The 20,132-nt window shown below is 57.6% G+C and carries 21 protein-coding genes and 2 tRNA genes; 9 read left to right on the top strand and 14 right to left on the bottom strand.

The window, feature by feature from the left end; all coding sequences use genetic code 11:
* Positions 1-239: 239 nt before the first annotated feature.
* From ACR3EM_RS01180 to ACR3EM_RS01140, 9 genes are all read right to left on the bottom strand, one after another.
* Positions 240-1,217, bottom strand: a complete 978-nt coding sequence (locus ACR3EM_RS01180; RefSeq protein WP_480468994.1) for a hypothetical protein — start codon at positions 1,215-1,217, stop codon at positions 240-242.
* A gap of 121 nt (positions 1,218-1,338) precedes the next feature.
* Positions 1,339-4,461, bottom strand: a complete 3,123-nt coding sequence (locus tag ACR3EM_RS01175) for an adenylate/guanylate cyclase domain-containing protein (protein ID WP_480468993.1) — start codon at positions 4,459-4,461, stop codon at positions 1,339-1,341.
* Between the two features lie 286 nt (positions 4,462-4,747).
* Positions 4,748-4,822: transfer RNA gene (locus ACR3EM_RS01170), tRNA-Phe, on the bottom strand.
* Between the two features lie 79 nt (positions 4,823-4,901).
* A complete protein-coding gene (locus ACR3EM_RS01165; protein ID WP_480468992.1) occupies positions 4,902-5,084 on the bottom strand; it encodes a DNA gyrase inhibitor YacG in 183 nt (60 codons plus the stop codon).
* Complete coding sequence (locus tag ACR3EM_RS01160; protein ID WP_480468991.1) at positions 5,081-6,103, bottom strand: ribonuclease E/G; 1,023 nt, start codon at positions 6,101-6,103, stop codon at positions 5,081-5,083. The genes ACR3EM_RS01165 and ACR3EM_RS01160 overlap by 4 nt, the downstream gene beginning before the upstream one ends.
* The gene (locus ACR3EM_RS01155; protein WP_480468990.1) at positions 6,100-6,681 is read right to left on the bottom strand and encodes a Maf family protein; all 582 of its coding nucleotides are present in this window, start codon (positions 6,679-6,681) and stop codon (positions 6,100-6,102) included. Before ACR3EM_RS01155 ends, ACR3EM_RS01160 begins: the two co-directional genes overlap by 4 nt.
* 11 nt (positions 6,682-6,692) lie before the next feature.
* Positions 6,693-6,911, bottom strand: a complete 219-nt coding sequence (infA, locus tag ACR3EM_RS01150) for a translation initiation factor IF-1 (RefSeq protein WP_005978431.1) — start codon at positions 6,909-6,911, stop codon at positions 6,693-6,695.
* 91 nt (positions 6,912-7,002) lie between these two features.
* Positions 7,003-7,878 carry a carbon-nitrogen hydrolase family protein gene (locus tag ACR3EM_RS01145; protein WP_480468989.1) on the bottom strand — a complete coding sequence of 292 codons (876 nt, stop codon included), beginning with the start codon at positions 7,876-7,878 and terminating at the stop codon, positions 7,003-7,005.
* 398 nt (positions 7,879-8,276) lie between these two features.
* Positions 8,277-8,351 (bottom strand) — tRNA-Thr (locus ACR3EM_RS01140).
* Between the two features lie 83 nt (positions 8,352-8,434).
* Here ACR3EM_RS01140 and ACR3EM_RS01135 point away from each other — a divergent pair.
* The 9 genes from ACR3EM_RS01135 (at position 8,435) to ACR3EM_RS01095 (ending at position 14,239) form a co-directional block, all read left to right on the top strand.
* Positions 8,435-8,590 (top strand): hypothetical protein, encoded by a 156-nt coding sequence (locus ACR3EM_RS01135; protein ID WP_480468988.1) that lies wholly within the window; start codon positions 8,435-8,437, stop codon positions 8,588-8,590.
* A 6-nt stretch (positions 8,591-8,596) separates the two neighbouring features.
* On the top strand, positions 8,597-9,865 hold the full coding sequence (gene murA / locus ACR3EM_RS01130; RefSeq protein WP_480468987.1) for a UDP-N-acetylglucosamine 1-carboxyvinyltransferase: 1,269 nt from the start codon (positions 8,597-8,599) through the stop codon (positions 9,863-9,865).
* Complete coding sequence (locus tag ACR3EM_RS01125) at positions 9,862-10,338, top strand: DUF2948 family protein (RefSeq protein WP_480468986.1); 477 nt, start codon at positions 9,862-9,864, stop codon at positions 10,336-10,338. Before murA ends, ACR3EM_RS01125 begins: the two co-directional genes overlap by 4 nt.
* Positions 10,335-10,856: a GNAT family N-acetyltransferase gene (locus ACR3EM_RS01120; RefSeq protein ID WP_480468985.1), complete on the top strand. Its 522-nt coding sequence runs from the start codon at positions 10,335-10,337 to the stop codon at positions 10,854-10,856. The genes ACR3EM_RS01125 and ACR3EM_RS01120 overlap by 4 nt, the downstream gene beginning before the upstream one ends.
* 60 nt (positions 10,857-10,916) lie before the next feature.
* Positions 10,917-12,218, top strand: a complete 1,302-nt coding sequence (gene hisD / locus ACR3EM_RS01115; protein WP_480468984.1) for a histidinol dehydrogenase — start codon at positions 10,917-10,919, stop codon at positions 12,216-12,218.
* Between the two features lie 98 nt (positions 12,219-12,316).
* The gene (locus ACR3EM_RS01110; RefSeq protein ID WP_480468983.1) at positions 12,317-12,796 is read left to right on the top strand and encodes a UPF0262 family protein; all 480 of its coding nucleotides are present in this window, start codon (positions 12,317-12,319) and stop codon (positions 12,794-12,796) included.
* A gap of 3 nt (positions 12,797-12,799) precedes the next feature.
* The gene (locus ACR3EM_RS01105; protein WP_480468982.1) at positions 12,800-13,252 is read left to right on the top strand and encodes an arsenate-mycothiol transferase ArsC; all 453 of its coding nucleotides are present in this window, start codon (positions 12,800-12,802) and stop codon (positions 13,250-13,252) included.
* Between the two features lie 2 nt (positions 13,253-13,254).
* Positions 13,255-13,653: a ketosteroid isomerase-related protein gene (locus ACR3EM_RS01100; protein ID WP_480468981.1), complete on the top strand. Its 399-nt coding sequence runs from the start codon at positions 13,255-13,257 to the stop codon at positions 13,651-13,653.
* Positions 13,646-14,239, top strand: a complete 594-nt coding sequence (locus tag ACR3EM_RS01095; RefSeq protein WP_480468980.1) for a GNAT family N-acetyltransferase — start codon at positions 13,646-13,648, stop codon at positions 14,237-14,239. Before ACR3EM_RS01100 ends, ACR3EM_RS01095 begins: the two co-directional genes overlap by 8 nt.
* Before the next feature lie 72 nt (positions 14,240-14,311).
* On the opposite strand, the gene ACR3EM_RS01090 is transcribed toward ACR3EM_RS01095, so the two are convergent.
* Genes ACR3EM_RS01090 through ACR3EM_RS01070 form a run of 5 tightly spaced genes read right to left on the bottom strand, consistent with a single transcriptional unit; the run spans position 14,312 to position 20,063 of the window.
* Positions 14,312-15,322, bottom strand: coding sequence for an Ldh family oxidoreductase (locus tag ACR3EM_RS01090; RefSeq protein WP_480468979.1), 1,011 nt, complete (start codon positions 15,320-15,322; stop codon positions 14,312-14,314).
* Between the two features lie 13 nt (positions 15,323-15,335).
* A complete protein-coding gene (locus ACR3EM_RS01085) occupies positions 15,336-15,965 on the bottom strand; it encodes a DUF3726 domain-containing protein (protein WP_480468978.1) in 630 nt (209 codons plus the stop codon).
* Positions 15,962-17,647, bottom strand: coding sequence for a hypothetical protein (locus ACR3EM_RS01080; RefSeq protein ID WP_480468977.1), 1,686 nt, complete (start codon positions 17,645-17,647; stop codon positions 15,962-15,964). The genes ACR3EM_RS01085 and ACR3EM_RS01080 overlap by 4 nt, the downstream gene beginning before the upstream one ends.
* Positions 17,644-18,621 carry a membrane dipeptidase gene (locus ACR3EM_RS01075; protein ID WP_480468976.1) on the bottom strand — a complete coding sequence of 326 codons (978 nt, stop codon included), beginning with the start codon at positions 18,619-18,621 and terminating at the stop codon, positions 17,644-17,646. Before ACR3EM_RS01075 ends, ACR3EM_RS01080 begins: the two co-directional genes overlap by 4 nt.
* Entirely contained in the window at positions 18,621-20,063 is a 1,443-nt protein-coding gene (locus ACR3EM_RS01070; protein ID WP_480468975.1) for an aldehyde dehydrogenase family protein, read from the bottom strand. Before ACR3EM_RS01070 ends, ACR3EM_RS01075 begins: the two co-directional genes overlap by 1 nt.
* Between the last annotated feature and the right edge of the window lie 69 nt (positions 20,064-20,132).

Below are 20,132 nucleotides of genomic sequence, written 5' to 3'. Positions count from 1 at the left end.
TGGAAAAGCCCTATCGCTCTCGAACAATAAGTAACCTAAGCGAGCACTTCGAGCGGCACAGAAACGCGACAAACCCAAAGCGTGTATGAACGCCCCAGCGTTCTTGTCCGTTCATTCTTGCGGCTGTAGTTGTACAGCATTCTCGCTAAGATCCCGTGCGCTTATTGCTTCCTGGGTCGCACGTCTCATTTGCGGCGGGCACCTGGAGATGAGGCCTTCCGCCGCAAAAGTTCGTTGACTTATTTAGTGTTCACGATAGGCGGTTCAGCGCACCGCCCTAGACAATAGTGAACACCAGCTATCGCGTCTTTTGGTAGTGTTGACGGCGGTTCACCAGGAAATAACATATCGACACAAGCCAAATCGCTCACGTCAAAGTACAGTTTTATGCGATCGCTGAGGATGTTTTGACCTGCTCTATACCTAGCGAAATCAGCTTTGCCGAATAAAGTTCTTATGTTGGCTTCCCAATACTCTTTGACCTTAATGTTTTTCCCGTATGCATAAAGTTTGTGACTGAAGCCTTCAGCTATAGCCGCGCTGACCGGCAGGTCTGTACGTTGATAGGCTTCATAGAATACGTTCCCGGGATCATAAGAAGGCACATAAGGCCCTCCATCAGGTGTTCTTTTTTTGTCAACACCCAATTTATTGGCTTCAACATGAAAATACTGAAATCGGATTTTAACACCATCTGCAGGACGAGCGATTTTAGTAACCATCAGAACACAAAGGCGAAGTCTATTAGCGTTTTCGTCGTAGTAGTAGCCAGGCAGGCTTTCGTCATGAAGGCATCTTTCAAGTATTCGGCCTCGGACAACCGTATCCCTGTTGCCAAATAAGTTTCCACGGCTCCAAGCGGTTCGGAGAAACGCCCAAGTGGTTATCCCTGACAGCGAACCATAGGTGGAAATTATCCTACTGCCCTTGGCGTCTCTATCGCATGACACAGTTGGACTACCTTCTTCACAGGGCGGGCGAGGTAAATCACTTAAAATTTCGTTCATTTGTGAGTCGGTAAGGTCATCGACCGGAATGATTTTCTTTTCAACGACATCTTGGATGCGCGGAGAGATTGCGGTTAGAAACTTCTTCTCTGGCACATCTGTCGATCGAAATTGCTTTCCGTTCATAGGATTGACGGCCACAGAAGAGCATGCCGAAAGCACAAGTAGTCCAAACAATGCAGAACAAGAATGGGCAAATAGTTTGCGCATTTTAACCCCCAACAATTATAAAAATATTGCTACTCATAACACAAAATTGTTAATTTTATTAGGATTTTCCCATTTTTCGTGTTCAATCACTGGCTGGCTAACCCATCGCACGACTATATTCTTAACTAGCTTCGACTTCTAAGGCGACTTGAGCTGTCAGTTGATCATGAAACTTTATCGGCGAATCTTCTAGGAGTTTTATGGCTTCAGCAACCTGACTGGCGGCTTCTTCTACTTCGCCTTTGCTCAGGCAAGCTGAAGCAAGCAATGTATGTGAAAAGGCTATTATCTGCCCCGACCCAGTAGCTTTGTATCGCTCTAAACCCGATCGTATCCTTTCGATGCCGCCATCCGCGCTTCCGCATTTGGCTTCTGCCCACCCCAGAATGATGCTTGACCACGCTTCCCAATACTGGAACTCAATCTTTTCGCTAATACGATGTGCCTCGGAGGCAAACTCAAGGGATCGTTCAGGGTCGTTTATTGTACAATAGATCGTTGCAATGATGCTAAGCGCATAACATCTGGTAAACTCACTTGTCTGCGAGTTGGTGAGTGCAATTGCGACCTCAAGCTCATCTTGAATTGCTTCGAGCGTCAATTCCTTCAGCGCGATGGCCCAACACCGCATCACGGTGTCAACGACGGCTGAGTTCGCCGGATAGTAGCGGTGCATATCCTCGGGGTTTGATTGTTTGTGAAATTTCAAGGCAAGATCAAAATGAGAAATCGCTCGGTCGAATTCACCCAACAGAACGGACGCCATCCCCTTATAATGGTGACAAAGCGTGTGCATAGCTGATGACGTTTCGGATTCTATGACAAGCGCCATACGTTCACAATGCTCCCACGCGACGTCTGGCCGTCCTGCAATGAGATTGTCACCTGCGAGTTGATTAAGATTGGTGAAAACGGCCTCTTTATCTCCTACTTTCTCTTTGAGTTGGATCAACCGGTCGAGGTTTACGCCAATATCAGGAGATCCCCAGCCACGCATTTCAAGCGCCAAATATAGATTTTGTCGCAGATCGATTTCAATCTGATCTGACCCAGCTTCCCAGTCCAGATTATTGTGCGCTTCAAGAGCAGCTGAAAGGTGCGCGACTGCTTCTTGGCTCGCGAATTTTTGCAAACTTACTTGAGCTGCCAGATTCCATTGATCCCGAGCTGCCGCATGGTTTTCGGCTTCTCTTAAATGAAGAGCAAGAATTTCCGGGTTGCGATCACAGTAGTTGGGGAAATCCCGCATCATAACGTTTGCAATACGAAGGTGTAATTGCTTGGCCTTTTGAGGCAGTATCGCATCGTAGGCTGTGTCGCGAATTAGAGCATGTCTAAAGGAAAAACTGGCTTCTTTCCTACCTGATTTCGTAACCAGAATCTGTGCACGAACTAGAGTGCTGAGCTCCTGTTCGATTTCAAATACATCGCGATCAGCCATAGCCGCCACCAATTGGGAGGAAAAACTTCTTCCCATGGCAGCGCAAACTGAAATCGTGTCAGGCGCCACGTTAAGGTGATCAAGCCGAGCACGAAACAGGTCTTTTAAAGTTGTCGGAAAAACTGAACCGTCGCTTAGCGGAGCGTTATTAACACCATCCAGACCAACCCGCTGAAACATGTTAACCAGTTCCTCAATAAACAGCGGAACACCCTCTGATCGCTTGGCTATTGTCGCTTCAACGGTACGGAGTAATTCGCTAGAATTTAGTAGTACCTCCACAAGCTGACGCGTCTCATGATTGCTCAATCGTGACAACGAAAGGGTAGTGACCTTGGAGTTACCATGCCAACGCGGAATGTATTCAGGCCGATATGTGCCAAGCACCATCACGCGTAACTCGTCCAATCGGTCGATCAAAGTGTTCAGCAGTTCTTCCGATGATGGATCTACCCAGTGCAGATCCTCAAAAAGGATAAGGACTGGACTTTGTTCAGACATCTTCTCAACGTAACGTAGCAGCGCATTCGTTATTCTAGATTTAGTTCCTTCGGGTGACGAAACATCACTATTTTCAATTCCTTCGATCGACAGGAATTCTGAAAGCGGTGCAAGAAACTCGTTTGCGTATTGTTCGCCCGACGCCACAAATGATTGAAGTTTCTTCAGTTTCGTTTCCTGGGTGTCCCCATCATCCAGACCGATAACATAATCAAGGTGCGACTTGACCGGATAAAACGGGCTGTTTTGATGATATGGTGAACACTGAAACACCAGGCGTCGCCCATTCGCTACGGCCAAATGCTTAAGGGTTTCTTCCGCAAGGCGCGATTTTCCTATTCCGGATTCTCCGGAAAGAAAGACTGCCTGCCCTTCCCGTTGGCAAGACATCATCCAACGACCATGTATTAGGTCGAGCTCCTGCTTGCGCCCGACCAGAGGGGTCAGATCGCCACGTTTACGCTTGTCAAAGCGAAGTTCTGTGTTTTTGGCCCCCTCAACCAACCAAACCTTAATAGGATCGGCAAACCCTTTCAATCGGTGGGCACCAATCGCCTTGCATTGGAAATTGCTTCCCAGCATCTGCTGCGTACGTTCAGAAATCGCAATTTGGCCAGGTGTCGCGATTGTCTGAAGCCGAGCAGCCAAATTAGGGATATCTCCCAATGCGATGTTGTCCATTGACTGACTAACATGATCTAAGTCTTCAATAACAACATCACCGGTAGCGATGCCGATACGCGCTGATAGCTCCTGTGGCGACTCTAAATCCCAAAGACGAATTTTTTCCTTTATCTGCAATGCACTTAATGCCGCTCGCTCAGCATCATCTTCATTCGCGTATGGGAAACCAAAATAAGAAACGACCCCGTCACCAACAAATTGGGCAAAATACCCAAAGTTGTCATGAATGGCCTCGGTGCTACAATATTGGAACTCTTTTAATATATCCCGATAAGCCTCAACACCAAGTTCCTGAACCAGGCCAGTCGAGTTCACTAAATCCACAAACATTATTGTCATCTGACGCAGTTCGCCGATCAGCCTTTCAGAGGTGCTCGCTTCCTTGTGGTTGTCCTTCACAGTTGGTTCTTGGTCGTGAATCGACGCAACAGTTGTGCTTAGTTCCAACGATTGCGCCGCCCGTATGAGACGTTTTCTATCACCCAAGGGGATATCGAGACGGATCAGGTCTTCTTCGGTCAACAGGGCCACAACATCGAGGTCAACAGAGTTTTCCTCAAAAACTGTGAGGTATTTTTCCATTTTTATGGAGGCCAACCAGGCTTTTAGATTGCTCACAACCTGTCACTTCCCAACCAACGGCACATCGAAAAAAGCTGTTAATTTTGTAAATCCGCACGCTTCACAAAATTCTGCATCAAGCCAACTGACTTGTCAAAACGCTCAACATGCCGCCGAGCACAAGCCGACCCAGTGGCCAAAGCAAATGCTTGACCCGCCGCGCGAAGTAGAAGGCCCCTGCTTTCACGAATGAGAAGTGAACGGTTTTGTTCTCCAGCACGTACTACGCCCTTGGTCAGCTCCGGTTAAAGCTGAAGGGAAACAGCAGTTTACCTGTTGGGAGTGGTGCCCGGGGGCGGAATCGAACCACCGACACGAGGATTTTCAATCCACTGCTCTACCCCTGAGCTACCCGGGCACGGGAACGGAACTTACCGTTGGGTGGAGGCGTTCTATGATTTGCCATCGGGAGTGTCCAGAGGCTTTTTGACATTTTTTCAATGTTGACGCGGTTGTCCTTGATCATCGTCTGAAACGTCAGGATCCGCATCCTCTTCGCGCTGTGAAGGAACAGAGTATGACCCGTTCAGCCATTTGGCCAGATCAAGATCCGCGCAGCGTTTTGAACAGAAGGGGCGGAAGCTGTGGACGGAATCTTCGCCGCAGATCGGGCAACTCATTTCAGCACCTCAGTCAGCGGAACGCGAGCACGTTTGCGTTGCAATTCATAATGACCAAGCGGGGTCCAGCCGGCCAGAATGGTCTCGTCGGGATCGGTTTTGAAGGCAGCGCGCAAGGCGGCCTCGAACCCACGGCGGTCTTTCTTGGGCATTGGGGCGAGATCCAGCGTGATTTGTCCGCCAAGCCCGCGCACTCTCAGCACCCGAGGCAGTGATTTGGCGCAGGCGAAGTTGGCTTTGGTTCCTGCCGCCAGCGAACTGTCCGACCCGGTATTAACATCAACCGCGACCAGTGCCCGCGTGGGCTGGATATAGAGGTGCCCGCCACCCGCAAGAGGTTCGGAGATGCCGCGCGCGACGTCCAGCGCATCCAGCACGCCGTGATCCTCGAAACCACCCGGGGCGGTGACGACCTCGGCTGGGTCAGTCCAGTCGCGCCAGGCGAGAATATGCGGGCCATCACCCTCGCTGAGGGTTTCAGGCTGGTCGCCCGGGTCGTTCAGAACCTGTTCGGCCTGGAGACGCATCGCAGCGATGTCTTCCGCGATCTCGTCGCTTTCCGCCCCGGCGCAGCAAGACCTCAGGATCAGGCCATGCGGGCTGTCCTCCATCTGCTCGTGCGCGATTTCCAGCAAGCGGTCTCGCTCGTCTTCGTCGCGGATGCTGCGCGAGATATTGAGGCCGGGTGCATCGGGCGTGACAATGGCGAAGCGGCTTTTGAACAGAACGCGGTTGGTAACCGGTATCGCCTTACCCGGCTCGGCGTAACCACTGATCTGGACCAGCAGCAACGCCCCCGGAGCCAACCCCTTGACCTGCCGCAGAAAAGCGGGGCCGTCGGGGGTGGTCAGAAACATGCCGCCCTGCCCTTTGACCGGGCGCTCGGCGCGCGCACGATAGATGGTGCCCGGAGGAGGTGCCTCTCCGGTAATCAGAAAGTCCTCAAGTGCGCCATCCATCATGAGTGCGGCGGCTTCGCGGCCTTCGATATGGTCCAGAACGATTGTGCGGCCTTTCATGACACCTCACCACGATACAAGGGGTAACCGATGCCTTGCAAAAGCGAGGCAGTCTCGGCCAGAGGTAAGCCCACGATGCCGGTGAACGAACCAGAAATCCATGGGATGAACGCTCCGGCGGGGCCTTGGATGGCATAAGCGCCGGCCTTGCCTTGCCAGTCCCCCGTCGACAGATAAGCGTTGATCTCTGTGTCCGAGAGGCGCTTTACCTTGACCTGTGAAACCACGTCGCGTTGCAGAATTTTCTCACCGCGGCGTACGGCAACCGAAGTGATCACACGATGGCGTCTGCCGGACAACGCATGCAGGAATTCGGCGGCCTGCCCTGCATTTTCAGGCTTGCCCAGAATACGGCGGCCCAATGCAACGGTGGTATCCGCGCAAAGGGTGACATCACCGCTATCCGCCTGAACCGCCTGCACTTTTTCGCGCGTGATGCGACTGCAATAGGGAAGCGGCAACTCGCCTTTCAAAGGCGTTTCGTCGATCTCAGGAGGGTGTATCGCATCAGGATGAACACCAAGCTGCGCCAGCAGGTCCAGCCGCCTTGGGCTGCCCGATCCGAGGATAAACGCCATTGGGCGAAGCGTTATTTAAAGCGGTAGTTGATCCGACCCTTGGTCAGATCATACGGGGTCATCTCGACCTGAACCTTGTCGCCAGCCAGAACACGGATGCGGTTCTTGCGCATCTTGCCTGCCGTATGTGCGATGATCTCATGGCCGTTTTCCAGCTCGACCCGAAACGTCGCATTAGGCAGGAGTTCCTTCACGACACCGGGAAATTCGAGCGTATCTTCCTTGGCCATGTTGTCTCCACATCTAAGTTGCACTCGCAGAATCTGCGAGGGTGTGCGCTTAAATGAGCTTATTTCGGCCTTATTTCAAGGGCGGAATCACCTAAAGGGGTGATATTGTGACTGAATCGACTCTGGGACCCTGTTCGACCCAATGAGCACGGTTGAGCACATGACCATCAGCGCGGACAGCAGCGATTGCGCCCAGATCGACATCGGCATAGGTCCATCCCGGCTGGTTCAGGACCCCCTCGGCCAGAACACCGGTTTGCGGGAAGCCTTTGTCGGGCGGGCCAAAAACACCGCCCATGCCGGTGTTCATATCCACGGCTTCAGACCACTCATTGTTGCCGACAAGTGACGACATAACTGTAACGCATTGATTTTCAAGTGCTCTTGACATCGCACCAATGCGTACACGCCAATATCCTGATAGGGCCTCAGTGCAGGATGGTACCAGGATCAGGTCGGCATCCTGCAGGGCGCGACCCAGCAATGGGAACTCACTGTCATAACAGATCAGCACGCCGATCTTTCCCAAAGCCGTATCAAAGAGCTTCAGCGGACCGCCCGGCGCGATGTCCCAGGCATCACGTTCGAACCGGGTCATGATCTGCTTGTCCTGATGGTCAACGCCACCGTCGGGCGCATAGAGCGTGGCCCGATTCACCGGTCGGCCCGGTCCATCCACAACAGGGGCCGAGGCACCCAGAATGTATGTGTTGTACTCTTTCGCGAGGCGCTGATGTATGTGTTGTACATCTTCCATGCGGTCGGAAACCGCCCGGATCGAGCGTTCCAGATCGCCAGCTGCAGCTGCACCATCAAGCGTCGAAAGCTCCATCGCGCCGTATTCGGGAAAGACCAGCAGCCCGGCCCCCTGCCTCGCGGCCTCGGACACCCAACGATTCAGCTTGTCTTCGTACTGCGCCCAGCTGTCGAACCAGTCGAGATCATATGCAGCGGTTGCGACTTTCATGCCCGAAATCCTTAACGGTTTATTTCGCGCTACATTAAGGTGCGCATTCGGTGGCTGTATAGGCCAGTTGCAATGCCTTAGATAGTCGAGTCCGAAAGAACAGACAGCGCTCAACGCGGCAGAAGCCAAGATCGGCAACAAAAACTTGGAACTCGTCGCAAAGGCGGAAGGGTGACGTCCGAACACCGTCAGGTTTGAGGAAAGTTTTGTATTTACCTCGGGATGCCCCTCAAGGCATTGGGGTATATATGAAAATAGCGGTCATATCGCCGTGCAAACCACGCTCAATTTGACCCTTGAAAAGCCGATGAAACACAATGGGAATCGCGGGCAAGAAACTATAAAAACTGCTTTTTTCTTCAAGGTGTTGAAGAATTTTAACGATCAGAATGGAGAGATGGTGCTGCTGGAGAGAATTGAACTCTCGACCTCTCCCTTACCAAGGGAGTGCTCTACCTCTGAGCTACAGCAGCGCCGTGGGCGGGTGATTAGACTCAAACGAAACGCGGCGCAAGGGTGTCTGGACGGTTTTTTTCCACTCCTGTAGAGAAAGGCAATGGCAGACAAAAATTCACCCAAAAAACACGGCAAACCCGGTGATGCACGCGAGGAGCGGCTGAAGGCGGCGCTCAAGGCGAATATGGCGCGGCGCAAGGCGCAGGCCAAGGCGCGGGCGGCATCCGAGGACAAGGCCGGCAAGGACGAGGGATAAGAGCAGATGGATTCGATTCTGGTAACGGGCAACGGCCCGCTGAACGGGCAGATCCCGATTGCGGGGGCCAAGAATGCGTGCCTGACGCTGATGCCCGCGACGCTTCTCAGCGAAGAACCCCTGACGCTGACCAATGCGCCGCGTCTAAGCGACATCAAGACCATGACCGCGCTGCTGCAATCACTGGGGGCCGAGGTCTCGTCGCTGCAGGACGGTCAGGTGCTGGCGATGTCCAGCCATGACCTGATCAGCCACACGGCGGATTATGAGATTGTGCGCAAGATGCGTGCCTCGAACCTTGTGCTGGGGCCAATGCTGGCGCGGCTAGGGCAGGCTGTGGTCTCGCTGCCCGGCGGCTGTGCAATCGGGGCGCGACCGATGGATCTGCATGTCGAAGGGCTTGAGGCGCTGGGGGCCGAGATCGAGCTGAAAGACGGGTATCTGCACGCCAAGGCCCCGGGCGGCCTAAAAGGTGCAGTGCATGAGATGCGCTTTGCCTCCGTGGGTGCGACCGAGAACATCGTCATGGCCGCCACGCTGGCCAAGGGCACCACGGTGCTGAAGAACGCCGCACGCGAGCCCGAGATCGTCGATCTGGTCGAATGCCTGCGCAAGATGGGGGCTCAGATTTCGGGCGAAGGCAGCTCGACCATCGAAATTCAGGGTGTCGACCGTTTGCATGGCGCGACCCATCAGGTGGTGACCGACCGGATCGAACTTGGCACCTACATGCTGGCCCCGGCCATTTGCGGGGGCGAGGTCGAATTGCTGGGCGGGCGCATGTCGCTGGTCGAAAGCTTTGCGGCCAAGCTGGATGCGGCGGGGATCAGCGTCTCTGAGACCAACAAGGGGTTGAAAGTGTCCCGCAAGAACGGGCGTGTGACCTCGGTCGATGTGGTCACCGAACCGTTCCCCGGTTTCCCGACCGATCTGCAAGCGCAGATGATGGCATTGATGTGCACTGCCGAAGGTGTGTCCGTTCTTGAAGAGCGTATTTTCGAGAATCGCTTTATGCATGCGCCCGAACTGGTGCGCATGGGTGCGAATATCGAGGTGCATGGCGGCACCGCCACCGTGACCGGGGTTGAGCGTTTGAAAGGCGCGCCGGTCATGGCGACGGATCTGCGGGCTTCGGTCTCGTTGATCCTTGCCGGTCTGGCGGCGGAAGGTGAGACGGTGGTCAGCCGGGTCTATCATCTGGATCGCGGATATGAGCATGTGGTGCGCAAGCTGGAAGGCGTGGGCGCAAAGATCGAACGGATTAAGGGTCAATGACAGACGCGAGTTTCAAAGACGGCCGCGAGGCACCACTGAACCTTGGGGCCGAGGATGAGGATGACCTGAAGGTCATCGCGACCCTGACACAGGACGCGATTTTCCCGGTCACCGAGATGACATGGCAACCCAGCCAGCGCCGCTTTGCGCTGCTGCTCAATCGCTTTCGCTGGGAAGACAAGGATGCCGCCGCCCGGCGCGGTCGTGCGTTTGAGCGGGTGCAGGCCGTTTTGATGTTCGGCTCGGTTCTGTCGGTGGCCAGTCAAGGCATCGACCGCAGCGACAAGGACATGATCCTGTCGCTGTTGTCGGTCGAATTCGAACCGTCGGAAGATGGCGCAGGGCAAATCCTGCTGACGCTGGCGGGCGATGGCGCGATCCGCCTGTCGGTCGAGGCCATTGATGCCACGCTGAAAGATGTCACGCGCCCCTACAAGGCACCGTCCGGCCACGCCCCTCATCACCCCGAGTGAACAACAAACGCGGCATAGCGCAGGCCTTCCCGAACCCGCCGCAAGGCACTGCAGTGCGGCGGGCAACCGTGTTTGATGTGTTCGATATCAGTCGCACCCTGATCCGTTCGATCCGCAATCTGTGTCAGGCGGATAATCTGGGTGACCCCGAAAAGCTTGCTCTGTGGATCGCCAACAAGGACCCGGCCTCGGTCCGGGGCTGGATCGAGGCCGGCGCCTCTCTATGGGTCGCGACCAGGGGGGATGGGATCGCAGCTGTTGGCGGGTTGCGAGCAGAGGGTGAGATATCGCTGCTCTATGTCGATCCCGATTGTTCCGGTTGCGGACTCGGCACGGCGCTGTTGTGCCGTTTGGAGAATGAACTGCATGCGCAAGGCTGTACCGAGGCACACTTGCAGGCAACCAAAACCGCCCATGCGTTCTATCGCAAGCAGGGTTGGCAGGATGATGGTGGCCCAACCGAGTGGCACGGCATCCCGCAATTCCCGATGCGCAAATCGCTGCACCCCTTGGGCTAAGGGTTGAGGCCGCCCGGTCTCGGCGATAAGACCCGTGGGAACGCTTTCGGAGTCCCTTATATGCCCGTTTTCCTCGACACGACCTCCGCCGATTTCGAGCCTGTGTTTCAGGCGCTGTTGTCCGCCAAGCGTGAGGACAGCCCCGATGTGGATGCGGTCGTGGCGCAGATCATCGATGATGTGCGGACCCGTGGCGATTCGGCAGTGATCGAGTTGACCGCCAAATTCGATCGGTTGGAGCTGACGCCCGAAACCATGGCCTTCTCTGCCGAAGAGATCGCCGAGGCCGTTGCACAGGTCACGCCCGAGGACCGCGCCGCACTGGAACTGGCTGCCGCGCGTATCCGGGCCTATCACGAAAAGCAGATGCCTGAGGATCATCGGTGGACCGATGAGTCTGGCGCTACGCTAGGCTGGCGCTGGTCGGCGGTGTCGGCTGCGGGGCTTTATGTGCCGGGCGGATTGGCATCCTATCCGTCGTCGGTTCTGATGAACGCGATCCCGGCGAAGGTGGCAGGGGTGGAGCGGCTGGCCATCGTTGTGCCGACACCTGACGGTCAGGCTAACCCGCTGGTCCTGCTGGCAGCGCAGCTGTCGGGCGTGGATGAGATCTATCGCATCGGCGGCGCGCAAGCGGTGGCCGCGCTGGCTTATGGCACCGATACGATTGCGCCGGTCGACAAGATCACCGGGCCGGGCAATGCCTTTGTCGCCGCCGCCAAACGCCGAGTATTCGGTAAGGTTGGCATCGACTTGATCGCGGGGCCGTCGGAGATTCTAGTGATCGCCGATAAGGACAACGAGCCCGACTGGATCGCGCTGGACCTGCTCAGCCAGGCCGAACATGACGAAAGCGCCCAGTCCATTCTGATCACGGACGACGCGGGCTTTGGTCAGGCCGTCGCGCAGGCGGTCGACAAACGCCTCGAAACCCTGGAACGCCGCGCCATCGCCGGGGCCAGCTGGCGCGACTATGGCGCCGTGATCACCGTGCGCGATCTGGACGAGGCAGCCGCGCTGTCCAACCGTATCGCGCCCGAACATCTGGAACTCTGCGTGGCCGATCCGGTAGCGCTGAGCCAGCAAACCATCCACGCAGGCGCTATCTTCCTCGGTCAGTACACGCCCGAGGCCATTGGCGATTATGTCGGCGGCCCCAATCACGTGCTGCCTACCGCGCGTTCGGCGCGCTTTTCGTCCGGCCTCAGCGTCATGGATTTCCTCAAACGCACCACGCTCAGCCAGATGACGCCCGAGGCCCTGCGCGCCATCGGCCCCGCGGCGGAAACGCTTGCGCGATCCGAAAGCCTCGAAGCGCATGGCCTGTCCGTTTCCGCGCGCCTGAACCGGCTGAATGACTGAAGTGACGCAAAGACCCGGCGCGCATGGCGTTTCTGTGCGTTGCCCATTGAAATTCGTTGTTATAGGTCTGTGCAGACGTAAGGATTGTGACCGTTAAGATGACCCGTATCTCGCATATCGAACTGGATGACCGAAACCTGCCCCCGCCGACCCCTGAGATCGAGCAGGAGCGCAAGGTCGCCATCTATGATCTGCTTGAAGAGAACTCGTTCACCCTTCCCGCACGCGACGACCGGGCGATCCCGGACGGGCCTTACCATGTGCAGCTGTCGATCCGTGACAAACGGCTGGTCTTCGACATCGAAACCGAGGCGAGCGAAAAGGCGGCCGAATTTCACCTGTCGCTCGGCCCGTTCCGGCAGGTGGTCAAGGACTACTTCCAGATCTGCGAAAGCTATTTCAACGCGGTGAAGAACCTGCCGCCCAGCCAGATTGAAACCATCGACATGGCCCGGCGCGGCATTCACAACGAAGGCAGCCGCGTGTTGCAGGAGCGACTGGAGGGCAAAGCCGAGGTCGATACCGATACTGCCCGCCGCCTCTTCACGCTGATCTGCGTGCTGCATTTCGGAGGCTAACGGGTGACGCCGCTGCCGCAGTCCATCCTGTTCTGTTGCGACCACAATTCGGTCCGGTCGCCCATGGCTGAAGGCATCATGAAGAAATTCTACGGCACAGGTACCTATGTACAGTCTGCCGGAGTGCACAGCGATCTGGATATCGATGGGTTCTGCATCGCGGTCTGTCAGGAGATCGGCGTCGAGCTGTCCCGCCATCGCACACGATCCTTCGACGAGATGGAGGAATGGGGGGACGATCTGAGTTCGTTCGACCTGATCGTCGCGCTGTCCCCGGCCAGCCAGCGCCGGGCGTTGGAACTGACCCGAATTTTTCACCTCGATGTCGATTATTGGCCAATTATGGACCCTACCGGTATGGGAGAGACACGGGAAGCCAAGCTACACCACTACCGACAAACCCGCGATCAGATCGTTTCGCATCTGAAAGACCGCTGGGGCGAACCGACGGAGTGACCATGAACCTGACCGTGAAAACCTATTTCGACGCCTTCAACGCCGGTGATGTGGACGGCATGCTGGCCTGCCTGTCCGCTGATGTGGCCCATCACGTGAACGAAGGCCAGATTCGCGTGGGCAAGGAGAAATTTGCCGCCTTCTGCACCCATATGAACCGCTGCTATCGCGAGAATCTGACCGATATCGTGATCTTCGAGGCCGAAGGTGGCACCCGCGCTGCCGCCGAATTCATCGTTAACGGCACCTATCTGGAAACCGATGAGGGCCTGCCCGACGCGCATGGTCAGACCTATCGCCTGCCGGCGGGTTCGTTCTTTGACCTCCAAAATGGCAAGATCACCCGCGTGACCACCTTCTACAATCTTGCCGATTGGACCAAACAGGTCTCGAATGGCTGAAATCACCGATGTACGCCCCTTGACCGGAGCGGCGCTCGGGGCTGCTCTGGACGACGTTGCCCGTCTGCGGATCGAGGTGTTCCGGGTCTGGCCCTATCTCTACGACGGTGATTTGGCCTATGAGCGCGAATATCTGCAATCCTACCGCGATAGCGACAAGGCCATCGTTGTCGGCGCCTTTGATGGCGACAGGCTGGTGGGGGCCTCAACCGGTGCCCCGCTGACCGATCACGCCGACGATTTCGCCGCCGCTTTCGCAGATACGGGCCTGACCCTTTCCGAGATTTTCTATTGTGCTGAATCCGTGCTGTTGCCCGCCTACAGGGGGCAGGGTGTCGGGCATAAGTTCTTTGATCAGCGCGAGGCGCATGCCCGTGCTCTGGGTTTCTCCAAATGCGCCTACTGCAGCGTGCAACGTCCCGCTGATCACCCGATGCGGCCTGATGGCTACCGCCCGCTGGATACATTCTGGCGTGCCCGAGGCTATGCGCCTCTGCCCGGGGTGGTCGCGCAGTTCGCCTGGAAGGATGTGGGCGAGGACAGCGACAGCCAAAAGCCGCTACAGTTCTGGATGCGGGATTTGTGACGGTTGGTGGGCGTAAGCCGCCCACTTGCCGTAATCTCACCACCCCATACTATGCTAGTGCCCTGAACAGACCTAGCCCAGCAGCGCTTCGATCTTGGACAGCGTAGCGGTGTTGACGGCGACGCCGTGTTGCGCGGCTGTTTCGCGGCAGCTTCGGCGGCCGTCTCCGGGCAAATGCGCGCCTTCTTGGGTGTGAATGGCAGACACGAGTTGCGCGATACCTTCCGGGAAACCGCCGGATGCGGTTGCGTCTGGGTCGATAGCAATGAAGAACTGCCCTGTCTTGGGTGGGCCGCCCGCCGTTCCCGAAAAGGGTGAGGCGTGGATACCCAGCGTCGCCCCTGTCAGCGCGGCAGCCAGAATCTCGGTCAGAAGGGCCACGCCCACGCCTTTATAGCCACCCGATGGTGCCATGGAGCCTTTGAGCCCCACATTCGGATCGGTTGTCGGATTGCCATCGGCATCCAGCGCCCAGCCAATCGGGATCGGTTTGCCTTCGCGCGCATGCTTCATGACTTCGCTTTTGGCGATGGTGCTGGCGCTTTGGTCGATCAGCAGGGCGGGTTGGCCATCGTTTCCGGGGACCGCGATTGAGAATGGGTTGGTCCCGACCACGGGCTTGGCGCCGCCGGACGGAGCGATAGAGGCAGGTGCATTGGTGAAGCCAAGCCCCACAAGGCCCGACTGTGCCAACCGGAAGGTGTGATAGCCCAGAACGCCGCAATTATAACTGTTGCGGATCGCCAGAACCGCGACGCCTTGCGCGCGCGCCGCAGGGATCAGCGCCTCGAAACCTTTGTCAATCGCTGCATGGGCGAACCCGGTCGCTGCATCAACCGTCACCACGCCGGGGCGCGGCTGGGACAGTTGAGGCGTGGCTTGCCCATCCACCTTGCCACACTGAACATGCTCGGCGTAGATCGGGATATAGGCCAAGCCATGGCTTGCCACCCCGTCCGCCTCGGTCGCTGCGGTTGCAACAGCCAGGGGCCGGGCGTTCTCGGGGCTGGTGCCCGCAGCCACCAATGCGCGGAAAGACAAATCCTCGATTTCAGCAAGGGTGAGGGTACGGGTTTCGATCATGTCGGTCTCTCATTCAGTCGTTATCGGATAGGCCAGCCCCGGCCCCCAACAGGCGGGATTCTTCGGTCGCGGGCGCATAGGTGCGATGGGCAAATCGGTTGAGCGTATCCCAGCTTGCCGAATCCGGCGTCGCGCGGGTTGCTTGTGGTCGAGGGGTGGTGATCTGACCGCCCAGCGCGACTTCAACGCCATCAGAAAGCGCGGGCCAGTCCTGCCCGGCAGTGAGGCATCCACCGTCCGTTGTGGCCATGAACTGGCCGGTCGTAAGGGTGATCACCGAATTCTGAGCGCGGGCCGCAGACGCCGCGAAGGGCATCAGAAGGATCGGTGCCGCAAGGTTTCGGATACGTATCGGACCCGCGCGCAGCAGGTCAGATCGATCGGATAGTAAAGCGCCCGTGATGATCGGACAAAGCGCGCCCTGCCCGGCCCAATCCGCGTGCGCCGCGACCGGTCGATGGTCCCTGAGCGAGGCAGCCAGACCTTGTTCGAGCAGCTGCGCCAGGGATTTCGCGCCATCCATCCCTTGCGCACAGAGCCAGCGCGTGGCCTTGCCCGCCTCTTCCGCCAACCCCCAAGGGTAACCGGCCCCGCGCGTGGCGCGCTTGGCGGTGGCTTCGATCTCGTTCAGCGACACATTCACGGTGCAAGCTCCGGATAGACCCACATATCAGCGGTTCGGTTGTTCAGATCCTCGGGATACGGCGCGCCAGCATACATGCAGATGCGCACCCAACGATCCGAACGGGGGTCGAAATGGGTTGCACCAAAAAACGAGAGTTTGGCACGCAGCATGTCGATCGGCAGAACATCGGCGCTGATCGTGTTGTCGCGGATCTCGCCGTAGGGCGCGACGCGGCTCATTTGTGCGCGGCGAATTGTGTGGCGGTGTTCGGGATGCTCAAGCAGAAAATCGGCAACGGGTGCTGTTTCCGGCCATTGAGAAAGCAACTTGTGAGCCAGAGCGGCATCGCGCGCTGGTGCAAGCGGCTGTTCATAGTCTGCAATCGGCTCATCAAATCGCTCGCCCAGTCGCGGTTCGAGCTTTTCTTCCGACACATACCAGGCGCGCGCGCAGTGTTCGGGCGCGCTCCAGTCCAGATCCAGCGCCCAGCCAAAGCTGGCGCGGATCAGGTCACGCACCCCAGCAACGGGCATCGCGCCGTCTATCACATGCGCCGTCCGGCTGCTGTCTGCCATACAGCTGGTCAGCCCATCGACCAGATCGCCGTAGGGTTCCAGGATCAGCGAGGCCAGCAGTTCCTGCCCTTCCTCGCTCAGCGCATCCTGCGACCAGAGGATCAGCCGGTTCCACGGATAATTCCGGGTCAGGTCGGTTTGGTCCAGATACTCGGATATTGCGCCCAGATCGGTATTCAGCGCGGCCAGTTTCCCGATCTGAATGGGGTGTTCGGACCGCCACCACGAGGTCGAAAGCTTGCTGCGCTCAAACACATCGCGAAAGCAGGCCAATTCAGCCTCTGAGGCTGTTTCGACGGACCGGACACGGGCAATGGCCTCTTCCCGCACCATGATCCAGTTGTTGAACAGAACGGGATGGTTGACGATGAAGGGCGCCATGCCCAGCCCGGTCGAGTTGCCGATGCCCAGCCAGCGCGCGATGTCGGGGTCCAGCTCTGCCGTCTGGTCGCCGCCTTTGGCGCGGGCCATGTGCTGCACCAGATCACGCACGAAAGTTCGTGTCAGATAGACCGACAGCATCTCGGCCTGAAATGGCGCGCTGACCTCATCACGGTCTGCAATCTTCTCGCGATCCGCTGCGCCGAATTTGCCCGAGCCGTAAACGGCGGTGGTCCGCATCAAGTAGCCGACCTTGTAAATCTGTTCGAGATCGGGTTGCTGACCGGCAGCCAGACGGTCTACCACATGCGCCCACAGACGCACCGAACGGTTGGCACGCGACAGAGACAGTTCGTTTTCGCTCACCCGCCCGGCCTCTTGCAGGGGCACGTTCCGCGACAGGCGGTCGATGTCATCTTCAGTCGGGATACCGTCAAAAAGCGCGAAGGTCGCGTCCCAGGCTTCGGCAATCACGCGATCCGAGCGTTGCTCAGGCGGCAAATCATGGGCGAACGCCACCAGCGAATAGGCCCGTTCCGGGCCTTGCGCGGTATAGACCGCGTGGCCAACACCTTTGTCGTCAATCTGGAAGACCGCGCGCGTGAACGTCCAGTTCTCAGCCGCCATCCGGCGGGTCAGTTGCCGCATGAAGCTGAGGCGGCATTGATGCAGCGATCCCAATCGCGACAGGCGCATTACCAAGGCCGGGTCGCGGCGCGCGATATGAGGGCTTTGATCGGTCATGCGCTTTGGGGGCCGAAATTGTCGGTGAAGAAGCGATACCAGTTGCCACCCATGATCCCGGCGACCTCTTCGGTGTTCATGCCTGCGGCGCGCAGGCCGGATGCGATATTTCCAAAGTCGCGGTTGTCCTGAAACCAGCCCGGCATCGGCGGGAAACCGGGGGCCGAGGCCGAGCCTTCGCCGTAATCGATCTGTTTCGTCCAGCGTCCGACCCGCATCCATTCAACCACGCTGTCGGGCTGATCCTGACACAGGTCGGTGCCAATCCCCAGATGGTGGGCACCGTATTTCTCAGCCGTGCGGGCGATCATCTCACAGAAACTCTCCAACGTGCAGTCGGACTTGTCTTTCAGGTGATGAGGATAGACCGAAAAGCCGAGCATCCCACCGTTTTGTGTAACCGCACGGATCACGTCGTCGCGCTTGTTGCGCAACGCGGGTGACCATTCGTGCGGATTGGCGTGAGTGATAGCGATGGGACGCTCGGACAGTTCGGCGGCCTCGATGGTCGACCGGTCCGCCGAATGGCTCATGTCGACAACAAGACCTACACGGTTCATTTCTTTGATCACCTGCTTTCCCATGCGGGTGATGCCGGTGTCTTCGGCCTCGTAACAACCGGTCGCCAGCAGCGACTGGTTGTTATAGGTCAGCTGCATGAAGCGGGCACCCAGGTCATGCAGGATCTCGACCAACCCGATATCGTCCTCGATCGGGCTGGGGTTCTGGAACCCGAAGAACACCGCCGTCCGCCCGGTTTCGCGGGCTGTGTCGATGTCGCTGGCCCAGCGGCCTTTCATGATCAGGTCGGGGTATTGCTCGAACCAACGGTTCCACTTTTCAAAATTCAGAACCGTTTCTCGGAAGTTTTCGTGATAGGCGATGGTGACGTGGATCGCGTCCACGCCGCCTTCGCGCAGTTGGCGGAAAATCTTTTCCGACCAGTTGGCATATTGCAGCCCGTCGATCAGCATCAGACCGGGCCTGCGCTGATATAGGCGGTTTTGACGGTGGTGTAGAATTCCGCCGCCGCCTTGCCCTGTTCGCGCGGACCATAGGAGCTGTCGCCGCGTCCGCCAAAGGGCACGTGGTAGTCGGTGCCTGCGGTGGGCAGGTTCACGGTCACCACACCGGTGCGCGCGTTGCGGCGGAAATGAGTGGCCCGGGCCAGCGATTTGGTCACGATGCCTGAGGTCAGGCCGAAATTGGTGTCGTTGACCACGCTCAGCGCTTCGTCATAGCTGCCGACCTTGATGACGCTGGTCAGCGGCGCGAACATCTCCTCGCGGTTGATGCGCATGTCGTTGGTGGTGTTCAGGAACACGCCCGGCGACATGTAGAAGCCATCATGCGGCATTTCCAGACGCTGACCGCCACAGGCCAGTTCGGCCCCTTCGGATTTGCCCAGATCGACATAGGCGAGGTTTTCGTTCAACTGCTGCTGACTGACAACGGGACCCATCTGAGTGCCCTCTTCCAGCGCATGACCAACCTTCATCGCCTGCGCACCTGCGACGAGCTTTTCGACAAAGGCATCATGGATGCCCGCGTGAACCACCAGCCGCGACGAGGCGGTGCATTTCTGACCGGTTCCACCGAATGCGCCACCCAACGCCAGCGTCACCGCCAAATCCAGATCGGCGTCGTCCATCACGGCCAGTGCGTTCTTGGAACCCATCTCCATCTGTACTTTGGTCAGGTTCTGAATGGCGGCGGCGGCGATGCCCTTGCCCACTGGCACGGAACCGGTGAAGGAAATTGCGTCGACCTTCGGGCTTTCGACCAGCCGTTGGCCGATGCTACGCCCAGACCCCATAACGAGGCTGAACAGACCCTTGGGGATATCCTGCCGCTCGATGATTTCGGTCAGAGCCACTGCCGAAGCCGGCGTAATGTTGGCAGGCTTCCAGACCACTGCGTTGCCATAGCAGAGAGCAGGTGCAATCTTCCACGACGCCGTCGCGGTGGGGAAGTTCCACGGGCTGATGATGGCGACCACGCCAACCGCTTCGCGCCGCACGTCAATCTCGATATCGGGACGGACGGAATCGGCGTTCTCGCCGATCTGGCGCAGGCATTCGGCGGCATAGTAGGTGAAGAACTGACCGGCGCGGAACACTTCGCCTTTGCCCTCGGCCAGCGGTTTGCCTTCTTCGCGGGCCAGCAGCGTGCCCAGCTCTTCGGCGCGGGCCATCAGTTCAGTGCCGATGGCGTTCAGCACAGCCTGTTTGCGCTCCAGCCCGTAAGCCGCCCACTCGGCCTGTGCGATACGCGCCTGATCCAGCGTCGCCTCAAGCTGATCGGCGCTGGCCTGAGCAAACATGCCGACCAGATCGCTCAGGTCCGATGGATTGCGGTTTTCAATTTCGCTTTCGCCCGCCAGCCATTCGCCAGCGATCAGGTTCAGTTTGGTCACGTTGCGCCCCAGAGTCAGAATTTGTTCTCCATAGGATGGATTCTTCGGGCGACATCAGTCAAACTCAAA

The sequence above is a fragment of the Ruegeria sp. AH3 genome, assembly GCF_056536265.1.
The sequence above is the reverse complement of the archived record's forward strand: the minus strand, read 5'-3'. Positions and strand labels throughout refer to the sequence as shown.

What these genes read in the sequence shown, in the direction of transcription:
- ACR3EM_RS01090 (WP_480468979.1), bottom strand. Translation starts at nt 15,322, where the DNA reads ATGATCGAAACCCGTACCCTCACCCTTGCTGAAATCGAGGATTTGTCT.
- ACR3EM_RS01145 (WP_480468989.1), bottom strand. Translation starts at nt 7,878, where the DNA reads ATGAAAGTCGCAACCGCTGCATATGATCTCGACTGGTTCGACAGCTGG.
- ACR3EM_RS01180 (WP_480468994.1), bottom strand. Translation starts at nt 1,217, where the DNA reads ATGCGCAAACTATTTGCCCATTCTTGTTCTGCATTGTTTGGACTACTT.
- murA (WP_480468987.1), top strand. Translation starts at nt 8,597, where the DNA reads ATGGATTCGATTCTGGTAACGGGCAACGGCCCGCTGAACGGGCAGATC.
- infA (WP_005978431.1), bottom strand. Translation starts at nt 6,911, where the DNA reads ATGGCCAAGGAAGATACGCTCGAATTTCCCGGTGTCGTGAAGGAACTC.
- ACR3EM_RS01155 (WP_480468990.1), bottom strand. Translation starts at nt 6,681, where the DNA reads ATGGCGTTTATCCTCGGATCGGGCAGCCCAAGGCGGCTGGACCTGCTG.
- ACR3EM_RS01075 (WP_480468976.1), bottom strand. Translation starts at nt 18,621, where the DNA reads ATGCTGATCGACGGGCTGCAATATGCCAACTGGTCGGAAAAGATTTTC.
- ACR3EM_RS01095 (WP_480468980.1), top strand. Translation starts at nt 13,646, where the DNA reads ATGGCTGAAATCACCGATGTACGCCCCTTGACCGGAGCGGCGCTCGGG.
- ACR3EM_RS01125 (WP_480468986.1), top strand. Translation starts at nt 9,862, where the DNA reads ATGACAGACGCGAGTTTCAAAGACGGCCGCGAGGCACCACTGAACCTT.
- ACR3EM_RS01160 (WP_480468991.1), bottom strand. Translation starts at nt 6,103, where the DNA reads ATGAAAGGCCGCACAATCGTTCTGGACCATATCGAAGGCCGCGAAGCC.
- ACR3EM_RS01135 (WP_480468988.1), top strand. Translation starts at nt 8,435, where the DNA reads ATGGCAGACAAAAATTCACCCAAAAAACACGGCAAACCCGGTGATGCA.
- ACR3EM_RS01080 (WP_480468977.1), bottom strand. Translation starts at nt 17,647, where the DNA reads ATGACCGATCAAAGCCCTCATATCGCGCGCCGCGACCCGGCCTTGGTA.
- ACR3EM_RS01100 (WP_480468981.1), top strand. Translation starts at nt 13,255, where the DNA reads ATGAACCTGACCGTGAAAACCTATTTCGACGCCTTCAACGCCGGTGAT.
- ACR3EM_RS01110 (WP_480468983.1), top strand. Translation starts at nt 12,317, where the DNA reads ATGACCCGTATCTCGCATATCGAACTGGATGACCGAAACCTGCCCCCG.
- ACR3EM_RS01165 (WP_480468992.1), bottom strand. Translation starts at nt 5,084, where the DNA reads ATGAGTTGCCCGATCTGCGGCGAAGATTCCGTCCACAGCTTCCGCCCC.
- hisD (WP_480468984.1), top strand. Translation starts at nt 10,917, where the DNA reads ATGCCCGTTTTCCTCGACACGACCTCCGCCGATTTCGAGCCTGTGTTT.